24 protein-coding genes are annotated in these 22,496 nt (G+C 45.5%); 18 read left to right on the forward strand and 6 right to left on the reverse strand.

What is annotated here, in order from left to right; all coding sequences use genetic code 11:
* The 3 genes from K6T91_06950 to K6T91_06960 form a co-directional block, all read left to right on the forward strand.
* Positions 1-266, forward strand: a 266-nt coding sequence (locus K6T91_06950; GenBank protein MCL6472538.1) for a hypothetical protein, incomplete at its 5' end; no start/stop codon positions are given.
* Complete coding sequence (locus K6T91_06955; GenBank protein ID MCL6472539.1) at positions 259-846, forward strand: hypothetical protein; 588 nt, start codon at positions 259-261, stop codon at positions 844-846. The genes K6T91_06950 and K6T91_06955, both read left to right, overlap by 8 nt.
* A gap of 330 nt (positions 847-1,176) precedes the next feature.
* Positions 1,177-2,361, forward strand: coding sequence for a site-specific integrase (locus K6T91_06960; protein MCL6472540.1), 1,185 nt, complete (start codon positions 1,177-1,179; stop codon positions 2,359-2,361).
* Between the two features lie 462 nt (positions 2,362-2,823).
* Here the strand turns inward: K6T91_06960 and K6T91_06965 are convergent, their stop codons facing one another.
* Together K6T91_06965 and K6T91_06970 are read right to left on the reverse strand one after the other, a co-directional pair.
* On the reverse strand, positions 2,824-3,957 hold the full coding sequence (locus K6T91_06965; protein ID MCL6472541.1) for a glycosyltransferase family 4 protein: 1,134 nt from the start codon (positions 3,955-3,957) through the stop codon (positions 2,824-2,826).
* Between the two features lie 34 nt (positions 3,958-3,991).
* Positions 3,992-4,669 carry an HAD-IA family hydrolase gene (locus K6T91_06970; GenBank protein MCL6472542.1) on the reverse strand — a complete coding sequence of 226 codons (678 nt, stop codon included), beginning with the start codon at positions 4,667-4,669 and terminating at the stop codon, positions 3,992-3,994.
* A gap of 154 nt (positions 4,670-4,823) precedes the next feature.
* Here K6T91_06970 and K6T91_06975 point away from each other — a divergent pair, with 154 nt between their 5' ends.
* Positions 4,824-5,390 carry an NAD(P)H-dependent oxidoreductase gene (locus K6T91_06975; protein MCL6472543.1) on the forward strand — a complete coding sequence of 189 codons (567 nt, stop codon included), beginning with the start codon at positions 4,824-4,826 and terminating at the stop codon, positions 5,388-5,390.
* A 117-nt stretch (positions 5,391-5,507) separates the two neighbouring features.
* Here K6T91_06975 and K6T91_06980 read toward each other — a convergent pair whose 3' ends face one another.
* On the reverse strand, positions 5,508-5,723 hold the full coding sequence (locus tag K6T91_06980; protein MCL6472544.1) for a heavy-metal-associated domain-containing protein: 216 nt from the start codon (positions 5,721-5,723) through the stop codon (positions 5,508-5,510).
* A gap of 205 nt (positions 5,724-5,928) precedes the next feature.
* Here K6T91_06980 and K6T91_06985 point away from each other — a divergent pair, with 205 nt between their 5' ends.
* The 5 genes from K6T91_06985 (at position 5,929) to K6T91_07005 (ending at position 10,783) form a co-directional block, all read left to right on the forward strand.
* Positions 5,929-8,145: a hypothetical protein gene (locus K6T91_06985; GenBank protein ID MCL6472545.1), complete on the forward strand. Its 2,217-nt coding sequence runs from the start codon at positions 5,929-5,931 to the stop codon at positions 8,143-8,145.
* Between the two features lie 144 nt (positions 8,146-8,289).
* A complete protein-coding gene (locus tag K6T91_06990; protein MCL6472546.1) occupies positions 8,290-8,580 on the forward strand; it encodes a DUF378 domain-containing protein in 291 nt (96 codons plus the stop codon).
* A gap of 235 nt (positions 8,581-8,815) precedes the next feature.
* On the forward strand, positions 8,816-9,064 hold the full coding sequence (locus K6T91_06995) for a phosphohydrolase (protein ID MCL6472547.1): 249 nt from the start codon (positions 8,816-8,818) through the stop codon (positions 9,062-9,064).
* A 304-nt stretch (positions 9,065-9,368) separates the two neighbouring features.
* Positions 9,369-9,941, forward strand: coding sequence for a hypothetical protein (locus tag K6T91_07000; protein ID MCL6472548.1), 573 nt, complete (start codon positions 9,369-9,371; stop codon positions 9,939-9,941).
* A 62-nt stretch (positions 9,942-10,003) separates the two neighbouring features.
* Complete coding sequence (locus tag K6T91_07005) at positions 10,004-10,783, forward strand: inositol monophosphatase (protein ID MCL6472549.1); 780 nt, start codon at positions 10,004-10,006, stop codon at positions 10,781-10,783.
* Positions 10,784-10,797: 14 nt separating this feature from the next.
* Here K6T91_07005 and K6T91_07010 read toward each other — a convergent pair whose 3' ends face one another.
* Positions 10,798-11,217 carry a MarR family transcriptional regulator gene (locus K6T91_07010; GenBank protein MCL6472550.1) on the reverse strand — a complete coding sequence of 140 codons (420 nt, stop codon included), beginning with the start codon at positions 11,215-11,217 and terminating at the stop codon, positions 10,798-10,800.
* Between the two features lie 196 nt (positions 11,218-11,413).
* Here K6T91_07010 and hemE point away from each other — a divergent pair, with 196 nt between their 5' ends.
* The 5 genes from hemE to K6T91_07035 all read left to right on the forward strand — a co-directional run bounded on the left by hemE (position 11,414) and on the right by K6T91_07035 (position 18,159).
* Positions 11,414-12,460 (forward strand): uroporphyrinogen decarboxylase, encoded by a 1,047-nt coding sequence (gene hemE / locus K6T91_07015; GenBank protein MCL6472551.1) that lies wholly within the window; start codon positions 11,414-11,416, stop codon positions 12,458-12,460.
* Positions 12,461-12,576: 116 nt separating this feature from the next.
* Positions 12,577-13,521, forward strand: a complete 945-nt coding sequence (hemH, locus tag K6T91_07020) for a ferrochelatase (protein MCL6472552.1) — start codon at positions 12,577-12,579, stop codon at positions 13,519-13,521.
* Between the two features lie 114 nt (positions 13,522-13,635).
* Complete coding sequence (hemG, locus tag K6T91_07025) at positions 13,636-15,135, forward strand: protoporphyrinogen oxidase (protein MCL6472553.1); 1,500 nt, start codon at positions 13,636-13,638, stop codon at positions 15,133-15,135.
* A 125-nt stretch (positions 15,136-15,260) separates the two neighbouring features.
* A complete protein-coding gene (locus K6T91_07030; GenBank protein MCL6472554.1) occupies positions 15,261-17,711 on the forward strand; it encodes a SpoIIE family protein phosphatase in 2,451 nt (816 codons plus the stop codon).
* A gap of 13 nt (positions 17,712-17,724) precedes the next feature.
* On the forward strand, positions 17,725-18,159 hold the full coding sequence (locus K6T91_07035; protein MCL6472555.1) for a DNA-3-methyladenine glycosylase I: 435 nt from the start codon (positions 17,725-17,727) through the stop codon (positions 18,157-18,159).
* A 10-nt stretch (positions 18,160-18,169) separates the two neighbouring features.
* On the opposite strand, the gene K6T91_07040 is transcribed toward K6T91_07035, so the two are convergent.
* Entirely contained in the window at positions 18,170-19,054 is an 885-nt protein-coding gene (locus K6T91_07040) for a halocarboxylic acid dehydrogenase DehI family protein (protein ID MCL6472556.1), read from the reverse strand.
* Positions 19,055-19,360: 306 nt separating this feature from the next.
* Between K6T91_07040 and K6T91_07045 the strand changes: the two genes are divergently transcribed.
* Complete coding sequence (locus K6T91_07045; protein ID MCL6472557.1) at positions 19,361-19,780, forward strand: putative toxin-antitoxin system toxin component, PIN family; 420 nt, start codon at positions 19,361-19,363, stop codon at positions 19,778-19,780.
* Positions 19,781-19,789: 9 nt separating this feature from the next.
* On the opposite strand, the gene K6T91_07050 is transcribed toward K6T91_07045, so the two are convergent.
* Positions 19,790-20,188 (reverse strand): PAS domain-containing protein, encoded by a 399-nt coding sequence (locus K6T91_07050; protein ID MCL6472558.1) that lies wholly within the window; start codon positions 20,186-20,188, stop codon positions 19,790-19,792.
* A gap of 293 nt (positions 20,189-20,481) precedes the next feature.
* Between K6T91_07050 and K6T91_07055 the strand changes: the two genes are divergently transcribed.
* From K6T91_07055 to wrbA, 3 genes are all read left to right on the forward strand, one after another.
* A complete protein-coding gene (locus K6T91_07055) occupies positions 20,482-21,213 on the forward strand; it encodes a response regulator transcription factor (GenBank protein ID MCL6472559.1) in 732 nt (243 codons plus the stop codon).
* Positions 21,214-21,413: 200 nt separating this feature from the next.
* The gene (locus K6T91_07060) at positions 21,414-21,704 is read left to right on the forward strand and encodes a metalloregulator ArsR/SmtB family transcription factor (protein MCL6472560.1); all 291 of its coding nucleotides are present in this window, start codon (positions 21,414-21,416) and stop codon (positions 21,702-21,704) included.
* 132 nt (positions 21,705-21,836) lie between these two features.
* Positions 21,837-22,490, forward strand: coding sequence for an NAD(P)H:quinone oxidoreductase (wrbA, locus tag K6T91_07065; GenBank protein MCL6472561.1), 654 nt, complete (start codon positions 21,837-21,839; stop codon positions 22,488-22,490).
* The last annotated feature ends 6 nt before the right edge of the window (positions 22,491-22,496 follow it).

The raw sequence follows: 22,496 nt of genomic DNA on the forward strand, positions 1-22,496 counted from the left end.
CATTTGGCAAGCGAGGCCATTTCTTCAAGGAGTGGACGGAAGGCGGCGGGACTTGGGAGCGTATTCAGATAACGGCCCTTGACTGCCCCAGGATAAGCCCGGTGTTTCTGGAGGAAGAGAGGCAGGCCCTTGGGGATTGGTGGTTTAGGCAGGAATACCTTTGCAAATTTGTGGAGACAGAAGACCAGCTATTTACTTACGACCAGGTAATGACGGCTATAACCGATGAAGTTAAGTCTTTGTTCGGAGGTGTTGGCAATGTATAACTTCTTCCTTGGCCTTGACTTGGGACAGGCCCAGGACTATACGGCCCTAGCGGTGCTGGAGCGAATTGAAAACGGGGAATACCACGTTAGGCACCTGGAACGGTTTAAACTTGGCACTCCCTACCCGGCGGTGGTCGAGAGGGTGCGAATGCTCATGCTTACCAGGCCATTGCTTAATAGGAGCGTCCTGGTGGTGGACAGAACTGGCGTAGGTGCCCCAGTAGTGGATATGTTCAGGCTAGAGAATCTGCGGCCCATAGCTATTACCATTACCGGCGGGAATTCGGTTAGCAGCGGCGAGGGAGGCTACCACGTCCCAAAGCGTGACTTAGTTTCCACCTTGCAGGTGCTATTCCAGACCGGGAGGCTTAAGGTGGCGGCGGGACTGCCGGAGGCCCGAACGTTGGTTGAGGAACTACTTAACTTCAAAGTGAAAATCAACGTCAAGACGGCCCATGATTCTTACGAGGCATGGCGGGAAGGAATACATGATGATTTGGTCCTTGCGGTGGCCCTGGCCTGCTGGTACGCGGAGAGACATAAAAAAAAGACCCCTGTACCTAAACCGGCAGGGTGGTAAATTGGGTTATATTTGGGTCATAAGGCATTAAAACCCCCTTAAATCAGGCCCTACGAGGAACCCATTAGATATACTATCAAGAGGCGGTTTAATTCGGACTCAGAAATGCGCCAGAAGTTGAATACTTTTACATACAAAGCTATACTAAACTATAGATAAATAGACCAAAGGAAACCAAAGGGAAGAAAAAGGGAGATGAAATAAATGCGTCAAAGTTTCCCCCTTCTAACTTCTCTAACAAAGGTGTTCTAAAATTACAAAGACAAAATCAACTTCATCAATTTCTTTTTCTGGCCAGCAATTATTTTGACGCATAAAGGAGGACCATAAATGGCCAAACGGCGTGGCAACGGGGAAGGGAGTATTTACAAGCGTTCTGACGGCTTATGGGTGGGTAAAATAAGCGTTGGCTATGACCCTGTTACCGGCAAGCTGAAGCGGAAGAGTTTTTACGGCAAGACCCGTAAAGAGGTTATGGACAAGATGGCCCAAATCCTCCAGGAAGTGAGGAACGGGACTTATGTTGAACCGGTACAGACCAGCTTTGGTGAGTGGTTGGACAAGTGGCTGACCGGCTATAAGAAAGGCCAGTTAAAACCCAGTACTTTTGAAAACTATGAAGTACTGATTAAAACCCATATCAAGCCAGCTTTAGGGAAAGTCCCATTGGCGAAGCTACAGGCCCATATGCTGCAAGCCTTCTATAACGAGAAACTGGAGAAAGGCAGGGTGGACGGTAAAGGCGGCCTGTCAACCCGGATGGTGCGCTATCTCCATGTAATTATCCGGCAAGCCCTGCAGCAGGCCGTAAAAGAGGGACTATTGCCCCGGAACGTGGCCGATGCTACCAGCCCCCCAACCGTGAAGAATAAGCAAATGCGGCCCTTGACCGAAGAGGAGCTATTGGTCTTCTTCAAGGCGGCCAAAGATGACCGGTTATTTGCGGCTTATGTATTGGCGGTTACTACTGGCCTTAGGCGCGGCGAATTGTTAGGCTTATGCTGGGATTGTGTGGACCTGGAGCAGGGTACGATTACCGTTAAGCGGCAGTTACTAAAATTGAAACAAGGTATTGTCCTGGAGGAAACTACAAAGAGCAAGAGCGGCAGGCGGAACATTATCCTGACCGATGACGCAATTAGAGAACTGAAAGAATATAGGAAGCGGCAATTACAGGAGAAATTGCTTTTAGGCGAAGCCTACCAGGATAACGGCCTGGTATTCTGCAAAGAGGACGGGACCCCGTTGCAACCAGAGGAATTTACAAAACGTTTCCAGCGGTGGCTGGAGAAAGCGGGACTGTCCAGGGTAAGACTGCATGACCTGCGGCATACCCATGCAACCCTACTTCTTAAAGCGGGAGTACCAGCCAAAATTGTCCAGGAACGGTTAGGACATTCTTCAATCACCATGACCCTTGACCTATACAGTCACGTTACCCCGGAAATGCAGAAGCTGGCGGCGGCAACCCTAAACGGCCTATTGAGCAAAGAAAAAGGCCTTGCCGGAATGTAAGGCCAAAGCGAATAAATTAATTACCACTAGCAGGGACCCGACCCCTGCTATTTTTTTTGCCTTAATATTGGTGAGGGATGTAGAATGCCTTAATACTACTGCAATTGCAGCTACTTAACGTTAAAATTATGCTTATTCTCCTCCACTTTGGCGGTTTTTCCCCATAACTGGAAATAAAAATTGGGTTAAAACTGGGACAGTAACACCTTTTTATAATAAATTCCAGGATTTCTCAAAACCCCGGAAGCCTTGATTTTCCTGGTGCAGAAGGGGGGAGTCGAACCCCCACGGGCGCAAAGCCCGCTTGACATTGAGTCTAAAAGACGTATCAAGGCCATTCTCATACGCGTTGGCTGTAACTTCAGGGATATTATTTGTGGTTGCTCTTATTGTACTTCTGATTACATTTCGAACGGTAAGCCCGCGATAAAAAAGCTATATCCGGATAAATAGACGATTTAGCTAGCTCAGTAAATCTTCGTATACCTTAAACGTTTTATCTGCCATTGATTTTATTGTAAACCTATGTTGCACTGCTAGTTGGCAATTCTTTGCTAGTTGACCTCTCAAATCCTCGTCGCCCAGCAACCTCTCAATCGATTCAGCAAGCGACTTATCATCTCCTGGCTCGGCTAATAAACCAGTTACACCATCCTCTATAATATCCAGGACACCGCCAGATCTAGTCGACACAACTGGAATTCCCATCGCCATTGCCTCGAGTAAGACGATCCCAAAGGGTTCGTTAATCGACGACAATACGAACACATCTAGAGCTGACATGTAGCGACCCGGCTCATCGACAAAGCCAAGAAACTTTATATATTGAGCGATGCCAAGTTCCTTAGCTTGCTCTTCTAACGTATCTCGAAGCGGACCGTCTCCTAAGATGATTAGATAAGCATTAGGATAGTTATCTATAATTCTGCGCAAGCTTTTAAGTAAGATATTAAATCCCTTAAACGGAACAAGTCGTCCGACAGCTCCAATTAGAACCGTGCTATCGGCTAACCCTAGCTCCTCCTTGACAAGATGCCTGTCGATGTGGCGGTAGAAGGCCCATTTAATAATGTCGATGCCATTAGGGATTACAGTGACCTTGCGTTCATCGACTCCGATATCTTTTTCAAGGCACCTTCTGATTTCAGATGATACGGCGATAATTCGCTTTGCGCTATTAAAAACTACTCTGTTTGCTTGTTTTACAATAGGGTACATCTTCGAGGTAGAATTTAAATTACTAGGGAAGTTATGTACTGTTATCACCGTGCGTTTCACTGGCCGTAGATGCGTTGCAAGCCAACCTATCATAGCGGCTTTGTTTCCATGGATATGCAGGAGGCTGGGTTTGATTTTTAGTAATTTTTTAGCAACAAACCTAGCGGTAATAAAGTCTGCTTTAGGGGAGAGCGAATCGGACATCTCGACTTCATGGTATTCGATGCCGATATCATCTAAAAAAGCAAAAAGTTTGGGTGCCCTTGGGGATATTACAACGGGCTCGTATCTGGAGCTGTCTAGTTCTGCAAGAAGACCGGTGATATGCGTTTGCATGCCACCGCTTGTTTTCCGAATAAGATACGCGATACGATTCATTTTATACCGCCTGGTTAAGTAGCCGATCCTACGCCTATTTACTGGGTGACTCTTGTAGTTCTTGAAGATCGAATACCGGCAAGACTATTGGAATAATTTCTTCTATACTATCAATTATATAGTCGGGGCTACTATCTGCAATTCTCGTACCATGAAAACCGTAAGTTACGCCTATGGTCAGGGTACCCGCGTTTTTGCCCGCCAACACATCGACATCGGTATCGCCGGTCATAACAGATTCATGCGGTTTGGCGTCTAAATAATGAAGGGCTTTAAGGACAGGCTCCGGATCAGGCTTTAAGTTTACCACATCTTCTAGGGCTACAAGGTAATCTATGTGCACGGATAAACCTGCAGCTTCTAGAGTCCCGACGACTGTCCGTCTGCTTCGTGTTGTTACCGCGGCTACTTTTATTCCCGCGCCTTTTAACTTTGCAAGTGTTTCGTTTGCGCCAGGATAGGGCTTTGCAAGGTGCAGGTGGCCGGCCTGAAACGCGCGATGAGTTGCCGCTAAAAGGTCGACATTAGCGCCTGGAGCCAGCATTTGATAGCAGAACTCCAGCGGCTGGCCGATTAGCCTTGCTATTTCTGCACGGCTTCTGGGTGGCAGAGCATACTTACCTAAAGTATGCTCGTAAGCCTGAAATATAAATTCGGATGTATCGAGGATTGTTCCATCGACATCAAATAAGGCGGCTTTAAATACTTGCATGACAATTATTATACCACGTATACAACGAAAAAGGCGTTTTGACGCCAAGCTAGTTTGCCTACCCCTATTATAGCTTTACTTCATTATGGTTATTTTTATTTACTTTAGGATTGGGAATATAGTAGGCAGATAAATCATAAGGAGGCTAGCGCCAGTGGACAAAAAAATAAAGGTTCTTGGATTTGCCGGAAGCCTTAGGCTGCGGTCGTACAATAAAGCCTTGCTTCGCGCAGCCCAGGGTTTAGTGCCGGACAACGTGGAGCTAGAGATAATTGAGATAGGTAATATACCGCTTTTTAATGAAGATGTAGAAGCACAAGGTTATCCAGAGCCGGTTCGTGAACTCCACAGTAAAATTGATCAGTCAGACGCAATACTGATAGCGACGCCTGAGTATAACTATTCTATCCCGGGGGTTTTAAAGAATACGATTGACTGGGCATCGCGGCCAGAGATGACGTGTTCTATAATGGGCAAGCCAGTTGCTATTATGGGTGCATCAACCGGCAGGTTTGGCACACTCAGGTCCCAGATGCATTTAAGACAGGTCTTTGTTGCACTGAACATGCCTGCCGTGCAAAAACCCGAAGTGTACGTAACCAAAGCTGCCGAAAAGTTTGACGATAAGGGCAACCTCATAGACGATAGGACCAAGTCGCAGGTTAAGAAACTTCTTCAGGCTCTTGCAGACCTAACAATTAAACAATTAAGAAATAATTAAGAAGCAACTAAGGTGATTTCATAGAGGTAGACTCATAGGGTTCGATCAATATTTAGCTCTTTAGCGCTGCGTAGCACCGCGGCGGGGAGCAGCAGCGGCAAGCAATCTTAAAACTTGCTAATCTTGCGCCGGATACCCAAGTTCAGCAAGTTTAGCTTTTATATCCTCTATGCTGACCTTATCAGAGTCATAATTAACCGTTACTTCTTTTGTTTCAGGGTTAGCATCAACGCTATATACACCCGGCATAGAGACTATACCGTTTTTCACTGTCATGACACAGTGCATACACGAAATATCTGGTGAGATAAGGTTTGCCGTTGTGGCTGGCATACAATTCATCCTTTCAAGAACGGGTGACAGGCACCGTTTGATTTTCTGATCTGCATGTTTGCAGGTATATTATATCAAAAGTGTGCAGTTGTGAAAAACCACGATTTCCCCAGCGGGAGCCCCATACCCATTCGCGTAATCGGGTATATTCATAACGCACGAATGCATATGCGCAAATCTAACTAAACATAGCAAAAGGAAAACCATGAAGCTCATATACTCATACGATGAAGTAAAGCCAGATCAGATATTGTTGGTGGGCGGCAAAGCCCGAAATGTTGCCTTAGTACACCAGGCAAATTTTAATGTGCCGCGCGGGTTGATTCTCTCTACAGAGGCGTTTCGCAAAACTATATCTCAACTTGACATCGGCCACGACCTAGCAGCATTTTTTACGCCTGGCACTCCCTTCCCAGCGCTTGAAGAAATAAGCAAGTCCTTAAGAGGGAAAATAGCGACAGCAGCGGTCGATGAGGATACTCAGGACGCCATTCAGCAAATTTACGATAGTCTGATTGGCTCTGCGCCTGCCGGTCTTATAGTTAGAAGCTCAGCAACTGTCGAAGACACACCGAAGGCCAGTTTTGCAGGGCGTCTATCGTCTTATCCCGATATCAGAGATTTCGAAGACCTTGTCGAGGCGGTACGTAGATGCTGGGCGTCGGTATTCACGCCTGAGACCCATATTTACCTGGAAGAACAAGGTCTTCTAGCAAGCGACATAGCGGTTGCAGTGCTCATACAGGTAATGGTCCCGGCAGAGCGGTCAGGCATTGTGTTCTCGATGGATCCGGTTACCGCAGACAAGGATAAGGTTGTTGTTGAGGCAATTTTTGGCTTCGGTGAGGAAATAGTATCGGGTGAGGTGACTCCAGAGCGTGATATCTACTCCCGAAAGCGCAGGATGATTGTAAGTCGCAGGCTGGGCAGGCAGGCAGAATTTATTACCCCGACTGGTGAGAGAAAACCGGTCTTTGAAGAGCTGAGAATGGTACCAAAATTAAGTGAGCGCGAGGTGAGCGAACTTGCTGGCATTGGGATCAAGCTAGAAGAGCTGTTTGGGATGCCTCAGGACATCGAGTGGGTGTTTAGTGATGGCGCATTTTATATCTTACAGTCAAGACCAATTGTTATCGGCGAACGGTATGAGAAGCTATTTCCTCAAATAGGTGAACAAACCGTGTTGTTGCACGGTACTGGCGTTAGTCCGGCTGTTGGTTCGGGGCGGGTTAAGGTCATTGGATTGGATGGCATACCCGAGGTTGACCCAAATACAGTAGTTGTGGCGCAGCGGATAACTAATGAACTCGCCGTTTATTTAAGGCGGGCTGCGGCTGTTGTGACAGATGAGGGTGGTGCGACAAGCCACGGGGCAAATATCCTCCGTGAGTTTGGGGTCCCATGCGTTCTTGGTACCGGCAATGCAACAGAAAGGCTAAAGGAAGACCAGCTTGTAACTGTAGATGGGCTAAGAGGTGTCGTTTATGAGGGAGATATTGCAATAAGGGTCAGTCAGATATCTCATGTTCCTAAGACCAATATGGAGGTGTTTGTCTCCGTACTTATTCCAGAGAAAGCAAGAGGGGTAGCTCCATTTGCCGATGGCGTATCATCGCTTAGGGATGACTATTTCATGTTCGAGTCGGGTGTCCATCCGATGAAAATGATTAGCGAAGGGATGGGTCTTTACCTAGAAGATAATATAACTAGTGGCATAATACAGACAATTGAGTATTTTGGCAATAAACCGGTTTGGTATAAAACCATGGATGCGCCGACGGATGAATTCAGAAGGCTTAGAGGCTCTGAAGATCCGGAAGAGCGAAATCCCCTTTTTGGATGGAGGGGCATCGGGCGTGAGCTTGAAGAGCGTGATATGTTTGAGCTTGAGCTGAGGGCAATAAAGAGAGCGCTTAAGAAGACCGGTGGAAATATCGGAATCAAACTGCCTTTTATAAGGTTTGTTAGTGAGCTACAAGATGCCAAGAATATAATGCGGGAGATGGGTTTGCGGCCGCATGACGATGTTAAAGTCGGCATTTCTGTTGAGAATCCGGCGGTTGTTTTTACTCTAAGCGATTTTATAAAAGAAGGAATCGACTTTATAAGCGTAGGCTTAAGCGATCTCGTTATGTGCGTGCTTGCATTAGACCGTGAGAGCCAGAAAGTTGCCAGATTTTTTAAACCCAACCATCGGGCAGTCCTGCAACTCTTAGACGAGGTAGCCAGAGTTTCCAAAAAGTATGGCGTTTATACCTGTATCACCGGCGAGAGTGCCAGAGACCCCGCAGTACTTCCACATATCGTCTCGATGGGGTTTAATGCAATTGGTGTGACTTTATCTTTCTTTGCCGAGATTAAGCAAAAGATAGCTCAGATTGAAGACGAGATTGCTCACGGGTGGCGTGTAGCAGGGTTCTAAACAGATTAAATAAAGTAACTCTGTTACAACTCGGGAAATCAGGGAATGAGATAATCAAGTCGGTAATTTGATCGAGCAGGTATTTTGTATACTTGGTATCGCAAAACAGCCGGCTGATGAATGAAGCTAGTGGAGGTGAGATTGATGGCAACGGCAAGACCGTCAAGGCTTAGCTGGTTCGATTGGACTGCACTGGTTATAACGGTTATCGGTGCACTTAACTGGGGTTTGGTAGGCTTCTTCAACTTTGACCTTATCCGTGCGATTTTCGGAACCGGTGCAGCCGGAACTGACCCGATCAGCACTGTGTCTCGTGTTATTTTTGCAATCGTTGGTTTAGCTGGTCTTTACTCGATCTACTCACTCTACAAGGTTGGCCAGATACAGGCCAGGATTCCGATGGAAGAGCGCGAACGTATGAGAAGGGCAGCTTAAGGACACTCATTTCATAACGGCTTAAGTAAAAGGACATGACGGGCGGTCCAGAGCCGCCCGTCTTTTACGTGCTTTTATAGCTATTTGTCGGATTAATATTTTCTTCTTGTCGGGATGGTGATTTCGACCACAGGAGAAAACCAATAAGAATGGATAAAAAACGGTAAAAACAAGAACTTGCCAGTCAGCCTTAAAAGTTAGATACTTAAGTAAATAGTTAGTTAAGGGAGAAAATATGTCTGGAAAATGCCCGGGCTCTGATATGAGAAACATCACGGCAGGAGTGTACGCCTGTCCTGAATGCGGTTATGCCGTTGAGATTTTCTCAGATGAGATGCGCAGAAGGTGTCCGAAATGCAAAGCATGGGTTGAGAAAAAAGAAACGCCATCTTGCGTGCAGTGGTGCAGTGCAGCCAAGTCGTGCCTTGGTGAGGAGCGCTGGAAGGCCGTGATGGAAGCTCTAGGTAAAGAATCCGAAGAGTAACCCACGCAGTTATAAGGCAGACCTTTTACTTTACCGAAAATTTTTTCCACAGATCTAACGAATTGCAATTACGGAAGATTAAAATTGTTCCCGCTTTATTAATTATCAATAGATGAATTTATCTATTAAGCCAAAACATGCTTGTCCGGGGCAGGTGTAAATTGAAACTAGCTGGAAGTAAATACCTGCAGCCCTGCAATTATACTTTCATCAATTGAGCAAATCATAAGACGATACTGTAGGATAGCTTTCCTAGTGCCGATAAAACCACTGAAGGCAACCCACATTTATCCAGGAGGACGGTATGGCAACGGAAGATAAATTTGAATTGACGGATGCGGATTTAGCTGAGGCGAAGCGTTACGTCGGATCATCCGGGAATTGCTCGATTACAAGGTCATACTTTAAAGAAACGCACTCATCAGTAGAGAACGCGGAGATGGACAGCGGGGGTCTCTACTGTCTCGAGAAGCTGGTTCGCCTAGCCTTCATCCAGGAGATGAAGAATGACCCGCAATTGGGTGCACAAACAGGTTTTATGCAATACTTAAATGGACTGATCAACGATTTTGAGTCGACCATAATAAGTGATTGGCGACCGGAGAGGTCTGCTAAAAGGATATGTGATTTCATGGTTGGCTTCTATAACCTTTATAATTATCAGTGGAAGAGGCGTGGTCGCTCAGACACCGAATTATGCGAGCAGTTTGTAACTATTATGCAGAAATGCCTCGATTTTGCTTATATGGAGTTAAGCAAGCGTTTTGATTCTCTTCCAAAAGAGATCGAAGATGTCATCAACGAGGCGTTTTTTTATGCTAATAGTAGGATAGAAGAGTGGCATGAGGAAATATCAATGGAGATTCCGGCAGCATAGCTTTATCTGTCGTGTCTGTTTTGCTCGATATGAGAAGTGGGCATATCAAATTAAGAAGAAAAATGACTAGCTATTTGGAGACGGCAGTTGAGCTGGCGGTTAAAGCCGGCAAACAAATAAAAAAGGTATCAAGGCAAACCCATACGATCACCTATAAGGGTGTGGTCGATCTGGTGACCGAGGCTGATTTACAATCAGAGACCCTGATAACTAAAGGCATTAAGGAGCGCTACCCCGATCATGGTATCCTGGCCGAAGAAGAAGGTATCTCAAAAGCAGAATCTGATTACCTCTGGATAATTGATCCTTTAGATGGAACGACTAATTATGCGCATAACTTTCCTATCTACGCTGTTTCAATCGCCCTTGAATACAGGGGCGAAGTAATAGTCGGTGTTATCTACGACCCTAATCTGGATGAGCTTTTTACCGCAGAGAAGGGAAAGGGAGCGTATTTAAACGGCAGCCCTATTGAAGTATCTAAGACAAAAGAGCTGGACAAGTCGCTTCTTGCAACCGGCTTCCCATATTATTTCAGAAATAACCCCAATCAGATACTGGATCTTTTTACTGCTTTTTCGCTTAAAGCACAGGGAATACGGAGAGCAGGTGCGGCAACCATCGACTATGCTGCTCTTGCCTGCGGCCGTTTTGACGGCTATTGGGAGGTTGGGCTCAAGCCTTGGGATATGGCAGCTGGCAGTCTGATAGCAATTGAAGCCGGAGCTAGGATAACCAGGTTTGACGGCTCGGCATTTGACATCCGCATTCCCGAAATGGTCGCAAGCAACGGTTTGATACACGATGAGATGCTGGAGATGATAAGTAAGCAGTTAAAATAGGTTTTCCTTCGTTGCTACCCTTCATTCATTTTCTTCAAAATACGGATAAGCTCAACTTGTTCTTTCCTGGTTAGGCGTTCAACATACGGGGCCATTATCATGCGGTGTGCTTCTCTTGACCTATCGACAATGTCGCGGCCTTTATCTGTTAGATGAAGGCGGGTAACCCTGCGGTCGGCGGTGCATGGCGTACGCGTTACATAGCCGGCTTCTACTAAGCGGTCGATCGTGACAGTTGCTGTAGGCTGACTTACCCCAACAGCGGCGGCAAAGGTGGAAATATCGCAGCCTTCGTTGACTGAAAGTATTCGTAAAGCGTGGTGCTCGGCCCTGCTTATCCCCAGTACACGGGCTACATGCTGAGGTCGGGATTTCCTTAGCACGCTTAGCAGACCGTCTAATATCTCATCAACATGCCGGTCAAGAAACTGCATCTTGCATTTCTCCTAAAACTTAGATAAACTAAGTATAACATGCTTTTGGAAAATGTCTATAGCTTTAAATTACTATCCTGACGTGCTAATATTGGTATCGGTGATGTAATTACAAGGCTTAAAGCATAGATTAGAGGTTCAATAATATAGAAATACTAAGCTTCGGTTCTTTTGGCCATCTGAAAGGAGCTGACAAATGGCATTTAATGATCGATTTTTAAGGGCGTGCAGGCGCGAGCCGGTTGATATGACTCCGGTGTGGCTTATGCGCCAAGCAGGACGGTACATGCAGGAGTACCGCGATATCCGGGCAAAGCATGATTTCTTAACCATGTGCAAGAGACCGGATGTCGCAGCTGAGGTCACGCTTCAGCCGGTTGATAAACTTGGCGTTGATGCTGCAATTCTCTTTGCGGATATTTTGCTACCCCTTGAGGGCATGGGTATAGACCTTGAGTTTGCAAAAGGCGAGGGACCGGTCATCCATAATCCTGTTCGCTCTAAAGCAGATGTTGCCAAGGTACGCGTTGCGGAGGCTGAAGAGGCGACTCCCTATGTCGCCGAGACGATAAAGATACTGCGGCGCGAGCTGGAGGGTCGGGTCCCGCTAATTGGCTTCTCAGGCGCTCCATTTACTCTTGCAAGCTATATAGTTGAAGGCTCCGGTTCTCGCGATTACCGTTACACAAAAGCAATGATGTATGAGGCCCCTGATGCCTGGCATGGTTTGATGGAAAAACTTGCCGAGATTGTAACCCGTTATTTGCGTATGCAGATTAGAGCTGGCGCACAAGCGGTCCAGATGTTTGATTCCTGGGTTGGCGCACTGGGGCCGGTTGACTATGAAAAGTATGTGATGCCATATAGTAAGATGGTCATGGATAACCTCAAGGACGAGGGGGTTCCAAGGATACACTTTGCAAACAACGCTTCGACTTTGCTGGAGCTGGTCTCGGCGGCGGGCGGCGATGTAATCGGTGTCGATTGGAGGATAAACCTTGATGTCGCATGGGAGAGGATTGGATATGACAAGGCGATCCAGGGAAATTTGGATCCGATTACTTTGTTTGGTCCGGTTAAGACAATCGAGGAGCGCGTAAAAGATATTCTCAATAGAGCTGGCGGACGTCCGGGGCATGTTTTTAACCTTGGCCACGGCATCCACAAAGATACTCCGGTAGAACATGCGCAGGCACTTGTTGAGTCCGTTCATAAGTTAAGCCAGCGCATATTGGTTAACTAATCAGTGAGAGATAGGTTAAGAAGGTACTCACGCACCAGAATCAAGTAAGGTAAAGTTGCTTGAGTTGCCAGTTAGTAGTGCTGCGGTTAATATGTTAGATATAAGGAGAGCTTAATTTGACTCCTGACAAAGATAACAGCACAACGATAGGTGTTATGTTGCTCGCTTTTGGTGGGCCGGATTCTCTCGACTCGGTTGAGCCATTTATGGAGAGACTCATGAAGGGTAGAAAACCGACCCCTGAGATAATCGCGAGAGCAAAAGATAAATATAAATTGATCGGTGGCAAATCACCTCTCAACGAGATCACCCAGAGACAAGCAGATGCACTCCAGCTAAAGTTGAACGAAATATGCAATAAATCGCTTAAATTCAAGACCTATGTCGGCATGCGCTATTGGCACCCCTTTATCGAAGAGACCATCGAGCAGATGATTTCAGATGGAATTAAAAGGGCTTTTGCTATAAGTATGTCTCCGCACAGTTCTCAGGTGAGCACAGGCGCCTATACGGACGAAATAAACCGTGTGGTTTCCGAGAAAAACCTCGATATACAGATAGAAATGATTAAGGGCATGCACAAAAACCCGATTTTTATCGATGCAGTGGTTGAGCGGATCAACGACGCAATTGCCAGGTTTCCCAAAGAAAAAAGGGATGACATCCAGGTTATATTTAGCTCGCACAGTCTTCCGGTAGCTTATATTGAGGCCGGTGACACTTATGTTGACGAATTAAGAGTGACAATAGAAGAAGTCTTGAAGAAAACAGGTTCCTTGTCTTGGCATCTTGCATACCAGAGCAAGGGCAGCATACCAGGAGATTGGCTTGGCCCAATGGTTGAAGATGTTCTGCAAGATATTGCAGAGGCGGGATACAAAGAAGTGCTTCTAGTGCCGATCGGATTTGCATCTGACCACATGGAAACGCTTTGGGATCTGGACATATTGCATAAAAAGCAAGCTGAGTCCCTAGGGCTCAAATGCGAGCGTTCAGACGCGTTGAACGACTCGCCAAAATTCATTGAGGCCTTGGCATCAATGGTATGCAAGCAGTTATAAGTAACCAGCATTCAGTAATTGGCTGATAATTAGCAGAAAAGATAAAAGATTTATCAATTAAATACTGTTGGTAGCTAATTGCTGATAGCTGGCGGCTAATAAAGAAGGGACGGCATGAAAAGGATAGCGATTATCGGTGGTGGCATAACAGGTCTTTCAGCAGCCTATACTATTAAAAGGGCAAATGATGATGGGAATAAGATTGACTATGTGCTTCTGGAGCGGGATTCACGCTTGGGTGGCAAAATCTGTACCGAGCGGACTAAAGACGGGTTTGTAATCGAAGGCGGTCCGGATTCATTTCTCTCAACAAAGCCCTGGCTATTTGAGCTTGCGCGAAAGCTAAATTGCGAGGACATGATTATCCCAAGCAACGATGAGCTGAAGAAAACCTACATCCTCGTAAAGAACAAGCTGCGCACGTTACCTGACGGCGTTATGATGGTCGTGCCTACCAAAATTATGCCTTTTGTAACCACCGATCTTTTCTCCTGGTTGGGCAAGATTCGTATGGCAATGGACTACTTCATTCCCAAGAAAAAAGAGCCTGGGGACGAAACGTTATCAAGCTTTATAACAAGGCGGTTAGGTAAAGAGTGCTTGGACAGGCTCGCAGACCCACTGGTGGCAGGTGTGTATTCAAGCGACCCCGATTTGATGAGCCTGCAGGCAACTTTTCCGGTTCTTCTGGATATGGAGCAAAAGTATGGGAGTCTGATAAAAGGCACCATTGCTTCGATGAAAGCCAGGCAAAAGGTGGTCGCACAGGATGTAGGTCGTGGGGAGCCGCCAGCCGGGGGAAAACCGGGTGCTCCTGGTGTGCTGAAAAGAACGCTTCATATGTCTTTTAAGGGCGGGATGCAGGATATTGTCGACCGGCTCTATGCGGCGATAGACAAAGACAAAGTTTTTATTGGCTCTAATGTGCTTAAAGTCGATGAAGTTAAAGATGAGCGGGGTGCAACTATCTATAAACTCCAGATGGCTGATGGAAAAACTATCGAGGCCGATGCCCTGATTCTTGCGTCTCCCGCAAATGATACGGCAGGTTTGGTAAGCGACATTGATAAAGAGCTTGCGAGCGTCTTGCGTGAAATACCGTATGTGTCGTCTGCAACAGTGTCTTTAGCTTACCGCAGAAAAGATGTAAAGCATGATTTTAAGGGTTTTGGTTTTCTTGTACCACTGGGGGAGGGCCGTAAAATCAAAGCCTGTACATGGAGTTCAAGTAAATGGAGCGGGAGAGTCCCCAGCGATGATTTTGCTATTGTTCGCGTGTTTCTCGGTGGTGCAAGGACTCAGGAACTTGCGTTACTACCGGATAATAAGATGCTTGCGGTTGCCAAATCTGAGGTAAAGAATATTATGGGCATAGAAGCGGAGCCCATCAATAATTGGGTATTTCGCTGGCCAAATGCTATGCCGCAGTATACTATCGGACACCTTGACCGCATAAAAAAGATCGAGGAGCGGGCCTCGAATCATCCCGGCTTGTTCCTGGCTGGTGGATCTTACCGTGGTGTTGGCATACCTGACTGCATCAATTCGGGAACAAAGGCCGCAGAAGAAGCGATAACCTATCTGGCGGAGTCTTTAGAGCCGGCAAAGGTTTAGAAAACAACGATCTATATACTATCCTTTACATCCGGAGTAACCTACATTTTAACTGCCTATTGTGTTTTGACATGAAAGTCCGAATAATAGAAGTTACCTTGGGCTTATCGGATTAATTTGAAATCATGGATGATTCTGTAGGCAGGCAAAGCCGCTTCCAAAATAATTTTATATCCGCTCTGGGCGGCGTAATCGTTCTGGCGGGACTATATGCCTCCAGTCTTTACAGTTACAATCTTTTCCATAGTATTGCCGAACTATTTAGCGTTATCGTTGCCGTGGGAATTTTTATGGTCGCCTGGAACTCACGGGGCTTCCTTGGCAATAACAATTACCTGCTATTTCTTGGTATCGCTTACCTTTTTGTCGCGGGTGTCGATTTAGTTCATACACTGGCTTATAAGGGTATGGGTGTATTTGTTGGGTATGGAGCCAATCTACCGACCCAGCTCTGGCTTGTCGCCCGATATTTAGAGAGTACTGCGCTTCTTATTGCCCCTTTCTTTGTTGCTAGAAAATTAAACGGCAAGCTGGCATTTGCTGTTTATGCTGTTATTACAGCCGTTTTATTAGGGACTATTTTTTACTGGGATATTTTCCCGACGGCTTTTGTCGAAGGCGTTGGATTAACCCCGTTTAAAGTAGTAAGTGAGTACGCTATTTCGGCAGTTCTTTTGCTGGCGATAATTCCACTGATTCAAAGGCGCAAGTCTTTTGAGTCGGACGTGTTAAGCTTAATCATCGCATCTATCCTTGTTACCGTTGCCGAGGAAATGTCATTTACCTTGTACACAGATCCGTATGGTTTTACCAACCTTCTAGGCCATTTTCTCAAGATCATATCTTTCTATCTAATCTATAAGGCGATTATTGAAACCGGCTTAGTGCGGCCTTACGGTCTTTTGTTTAGAGAATTAAAGCAAACAGAAGAAGCTGTTCGCGAAAGCGAAGAGAAGTACAGGCGGCTGTTTAACAATTCGAATGAAGGCATAGTAGTCTGTGACCTTGTCTATGATGATTTAGGTAGGCCGATTGATTACGTTATCAAGGACGTAAACCCAGGTTTTGAGAGGATTGTTGGGGCAACGAGAGAGCAGGTAATAGATCGGATGGCGTCATCACTTTACGAAACAGGGGGAGCCCACCACTTAGATACCTTTGCAAGAGTGGCGCAAACAGGTATTCCGGAGAGTTTTGAGGCGTATCTGCCTCAAATAAAGAAATATTTTAGCATTTCCGCGTTCTCTGCCGATGTGGATCGGTTTGCGATTGTATTTATTGATATTACTGAGAGAAAGATTGCTGAACAAGAGCTGAGAAGCTCAAAAGAATTAAGCGATGCACTAAACAGCATTGATGCACTTTTAAGCTCGACTCTTGATGTAGGCGAGGTTATGCAACAGGTCTTGTTAGAGTCGGCTAAGGCGGTTGGTGCTGAGACAGCTGCAATAGCTCTGCATGAGGACGGGCAATGGATAGTTAGGTATACCTATGGATTCCCAAACGATTTAACTGGGATGGGATTTGCCGACGAAGATATGCCGCATGCCATGATGGCTGCAAGAGCCAGAAAGGCGGTTGTTATAAACGATGTTGAACACGAGGAGATGGCGGGTCTTAAAAGTGTAAAAGAATTTGGCATTCGGTCGGTCATGGTTGTGCCTTTAATAATTAAGGAAGAGATTCTGGGGGCGATTTTTTTCAACCATAACTCGCAAACCACTATCTTTACCCGTGTGCAGGTTGATTTTGTAAATAAGCTTTCGCTGGCTATCTCGCTTGCCCTGGAGAACACACGCCTTTACAAAGCCGAACGGAATATCGCTGATACGCTTCAAGCTGCAATTCTGAAAGTGCCGAATAAAATACCGGGTATAGACTTCAGCTATCTTTATCGCTCGGCAACAGTGGTCGCAAAAATCGGCGGCGACTTCTACGACTTCTTTGAGCTTGATAGCGGCAAAGTAGGTTTCATGATAGGGGATGTATCGGGAAAGGGAATTGAAGCGGCTGCGGTAACTTCTGTGGTAAAAAGTACGGCGAGGGCTTTTGCCTATCGGAACAATAACCCATCCTATGTACTTAGTGAAACAAATAATGCTATCTCAAAGCAGGTAGAGGCTGGCCTATTTATTACAATGTTATACGGCACTATTGATATATCTAGCGGCCGGTTGACCATGTCAAGTGCAGGGCATCCTGACCCATTTATCTGTAGGCCCACCGGCTGCACCTTGGAAGTTGCACGGCGTAATCCTCCGCTTGGCATATTCCCGGATACCGGCTTTGAATCTTTTGAAACCAAACTTAGCCCTGGTGACTCTGTGGTTCTTTACACTGATGGTTTGGTTGAGGCAAGGAGAGATAGTGAATTGTTAGGAGATGAACGGGTACGCCAAACTTTAGACGGTCTTAATGCTGCCTCTCCAGATGAAATCGTTAGCAGCCTTCTTTCGTTGGCGATAGAGTTTTCTAGTGACCAGCTATCGGACGACATGGCACTCGTTGCTTTCAGGTACGAAGGCAATTTGGTTGATGCCCAATCAAAGCGCGATGTTACGTCTCGCTCATTGTGAGTATATATAAGATATGAGTGACATTAAGATTTGCCCCTTTGTAAAAGCAAAAGAGCATATGAGCGACGATGAATATTTCAAGGCTCTAGTTGCAGAGGTATTTCAGGTGGTAATCGGAATAGAACCGGTCATTGCCCGCTGGCGATATATCGAGCGCGCATTTGATGGTTTCTCAGTTGATAAGGTTGCAAAGTTCAATAACGCCGACATAGAAAGATTAATGCTAGATGCCAGGATTATTAGAAATCGCAAAAAAATAAGGGCGGTTATTCAGAATGCTAGGGAGTTTTTAAAGATAAAGAGTGAGTATGGCTCGTTTGAGTCATATATTAAGAGTTTTGAGGGCGATACAAAGCGGCTGGTTGCTGACCTGGATAGTCGGCTCCACTATGTTGGAGCACCGTCTATACGCAGGTTTTTATCCTGCGTAACTCAGAAAGCGGCTTAAAGTAGTAGTTTTAGGCGGCGAATTCTCCCCGTGGTATTTCAAGCAGATCCTCGACGTCAAGCTGCATCTCAACTATATCAAGCATTAGCCCAGGGGTCATTTTTGCAAATAGCCGAATCATGCCTTCGATTTCTTCAAAGCTCTCCCTGCGCACACCTGCAGACTCCATCGCATCTCTGCTTAGCTTAACCGGATAGGCCAGCAGATTAACTGCATGCGCCGCAAAATCGGCAAGAGAATTTACCCCTTGATCGTAAGCCGGATTGCTCATGAATATAACAAGGTTATCCCAGGCAAGTTTTAAAAACCCGGGCCAGTTGGCCATGGTTTTAAAGATGGTATCCACTACCGGTGTATTAAGGGTTGATTTGATATCCTCGTAAATTGATGTGATTTCTTCCGAGGCTTCGTTTTCTTCCACCGGATTTATCTCTATTTTTCTAATAAACTGATTTCCAAAGTGGTTATGAGATAGTGCAAGGTCACCGTTTCCGCCGATTGTAATCCCGCCAAGTGAGCTGGACAGAGCATGGGATATAAGCAGTAATTTCGGGATTCCGTAATTGAAAGCTTCAAGCTTAGTCCGAATTTCCAATAAATCATTAATGGATAGGTTATTTCGCAGGGCATCCTCATGTTTATAGCTTGTTATATGCATCTCAGACACGAATGTTTCGGCAAACCCGCGAGCACGGTCGGAATCAGCGTGGAACTGCTCGGTTAAAGTGGATGGTTTTAATTGTGTCCATGCGAACTCTAGAAATTCAGGATACGCAGCGAAGATTTGAAACATTACTGGAGTCCATGGGATTTCAAGCGATTGTTTTATGTCTTCATATATCTGTCTTACATTATCGGGCGCGTTGCTTTCTCTAACTAGGTTGATATCTAGCACGCCGATCACCCCTATATCTTTTTTCTAATTTTTCATCCTATGCGTCTTCATCCGGTGCCTCGTATGCTTTTAGGTATACCAAAAAGAAAGTGTATCTAAAAGTAATGTACCTAAGATGGTAATTCAAAATAATTAACTGGTGTGCTCAACTCTAGTTTTGTCTTTTGTTTTTTAGATCGGTAGTCGGGAATTGTATTGTCGGCCGGCAGCTGTTGGAAATTTTTAATCAATAGTCTTAGGCTCTTATGAAGGCTGGAAGCATATGCGTATAAGATAAAAATGGATACGTTAGGGGGTAGCAAACCGATGCAAACATTGAAAATCGTTGCCGACACCAATCTTTGGATCGCGGCCAGGTTTAACCTGAGAAGTTTTTCGGCCGAAATCCTAAATTTGGCAGGGGAGGGTAGGGTGAAGCTGCTTTGGAGTGCAGATACCAGAGCGGAGCTCGAGAGGGTCCTCTCAAACGTGAAAGCAACGCCTGAATTTAAGGCGGGGGTTGAAAGGTTGCTTTCAAAATCAATCGATGTTGGCCCGACCGAGAAGCTACAAGTAGTTGAAGCTGACCCCGATGACGATAAAATTCTGGCCTGCGCACAAGCCGGCCAGGCCGACTATATCGTAACAAGCGACGAGCACCTTCTCTCTCTGGGAAGATTTGGTCGCACCGAGATAGTAACACCAAAAGCTTTTCTGCAACACCTAGGTCGGAGACGAACCTTTTAGGTCACTAGGTCACGCCCCGGTTGGTTTTACAAAACCCAAGGCAAAAAGAACTCCATTGAAAGATATGGGGACCATAAGCAACCTTGCCCGAAAAGATGAACCGTCCTTTCTAATGCCAGTAATTGGCAATTCAGCAGGTGCCCGCTCGGCAATGATTTTTTCATAATAGGTTGCCATGATGTCGTCTCTACTTTCTTTGGAGAATAAATGCGAAAATGGGGAGAATTCTTCCCATTGTAGGGGCGTATACCCAAACATATCAGCCAGTAGTTCATTGCATGCTTTATGGTCGTCATCTAGATATACAAAAACTCCCTCTGTTGAGTTTTCGAATACAGGTATTAGTTGTTTCACAAGCTCCCCTATGGCCTTTCTATGGTGCAGGCGTTCGCTTTCTTCTTCAAGCATGATATCCACCGCCTTTTTGCTAATACTTTGCTTATAAAGAATTTCCCTATTTATTGGGGCTAAAAACTAACTGCTGTGAATTGCACTGCCTTACTACACACAACCTTGTCGTGTAATGAGCTTTTCTAACTTCAAATCTAATGGTAATATGGTTATAATTGGTAGTAATTACCTATTGCAGGTAATGGACTTAAGCTTCCGACTGAAGACCTGACGGGGATTAACCTATTTTTAACATTGTTAAAGAGGATTTAACCCAGGCGGCGTGGAATTATAGACTTGGATTTCCTTCTTTGTCTATATTTTGTGTACAGGGAGAGTTTTTACCCAAGAAAATAGTTGCGGAAAAAGAGGATAACATGCCTGCCATTAAAGTATTGATCGTCGACCACTACACATTACTAAGAGAAGCTATAAAGGCAATACTCAGTCAAGAGGAAGACATAAACGTTATTGCGGAAACTTTCTTAGCTGACGAAGCGGTAGATTTAGTATCAGAGCATAAGCCCGATATAGTCATAATTAGTCTTTTAAAACCCAATGTATCGAATTCTAATCTTGTTAACCGGATCAGAAAGGTCAATCCAGATACCAAATTTATCGCATTTATTGATGTAAAATCAAAAGAGGTCGAAAAAGCGCTTTTCGATTTCAAGGTTTCCGGTCTGCTTCGGATCGATATCGAGCCCGATGAGGTAAAAACCGCCCTGAGGAGGGTATTCAAAAACGATAGCTATATCGATTCTCGTATAGTTGATAACCTATTTACCAAGAATGGAAAGAATGGAGAATTTAAGCTATCCGTTAGGCAGCTGCAAATACTAGAGATGATAGCGGATGGGTTTACTAATAAACGCATATCTGCTGAACTGGGAATAAGTCACGATACGGTTAAGACTCATGTAAGAGTTATCCTTCGGAAATTAAATGCTGCCGATAGGGCGCAAGCTGTATCAAAGGCATATGAGTTAGGCGTTTTACGCCACCCCGATAGCTTGAACCCTGATTTAATCGGGTGGTACTAACCTAATTCTTTCAAATTCCGCAAACTTCCTTGCCCATTACGAATTGCTACATACCATTCACGTACCGGTCAATAGAATGTTGACAATATACCCCATGGGGTATAGAATGGAAGCAAGCCTATGTTCATCGCGTTAATGATATAGCGAATAATGTAGCGTTGTTTTAGAGGTTTGAATCTTAGCTAGAGGCTGGAGGCGGTATGTTGAAGGATAGCTTTAAGGCGATGGCAAATCCCGCACGGCTCAATATACTTGCCCTTCTCAGTAAAGCTGAGAAAAACAGTAACCGAGAGCCGCTCGCTAAGCAGGGAGAATTAAGCGTGCACAGAATATTGGATGGCGTTTCCCTATCTCCTTCTACGATATCGCACCATCTGAATGTTCTAAAAAAGGCTGGGCTTGTAAAGGCCCGGAAAGATAAACAATGGGTATACTATTCGCTCAATAGAGGGACCATTGATGAGATGAAAGATTATCTGGCCAGATTATAAAGCATTTCCCCTATCCTATTACCTGATTAGATCACCTTATAATTTGGTATAAGAGGCTTGTCTTAAGATGCACTCTTAGTCAAGCCAAATAAATGCAATGTTAATCAGGTACGCATTATGAGGGGTGAGATTATGGCAGAGCAGAGAAAAACGCGGGTTTTAGTTGTGTTTTACAGCATGTATGGCAATACGGCTACTCTAGCCCGGGCGGTGGCGGAGGGAGCTCAAGAATCCGGGGCAGAAGTTAGGATTCGCCAGGTTGAAGAACTTGTGCCAAAGGATGTAATCGAGAGAAACCCTAGGCTCAGGGAGGTCAAAGAAAAGCTAGCCGAAATTCCTGTGGCTACAAATGATGATCTTACATGGGCGGACGGGATTGCTTTTGGTACACCGACAAGATACGGCAATATGACGGCGCAGATGAAAGAGTTTATTGATAAAACAGGGGAACTTTGGGCGGCAGGCGTATTAACTGATAAAGTAGCGGGTTTCTTCACGACCACATCAACGCTTCACGGAGGCCAGGAAAGTACTATCTTAAGTATGATGATTCCAATGTTTCATTTTGGCATTATACCGGTCGGTGTTCCCTATAGTGAAGAGCAGTGTTTATTTGAAATGGCTGTAGGTGGGGGGAGCCCGTACGGAGCATCTGCGGTTGTCGGGCCAAATAGCGATAGGCCACCAACAGAGAACGATCTTACAATAGCAAGAACCCTGGGCTCTCGAATTGCAAAGGTTGCATCCAGGATGGCTGGTACAGCAATTGAGCGCAAAGCAGCTTAACAGGGG

This window comes from Bacillota bacterium, assembly GCA_023511485.1.
In the GTDB taxonomy this organism is placed as follows: domain Bacteria; phylum Actinomycetota; class Aquicultoria; order Aquicultorales; family Aquicultoraceae; genus CADDYS01.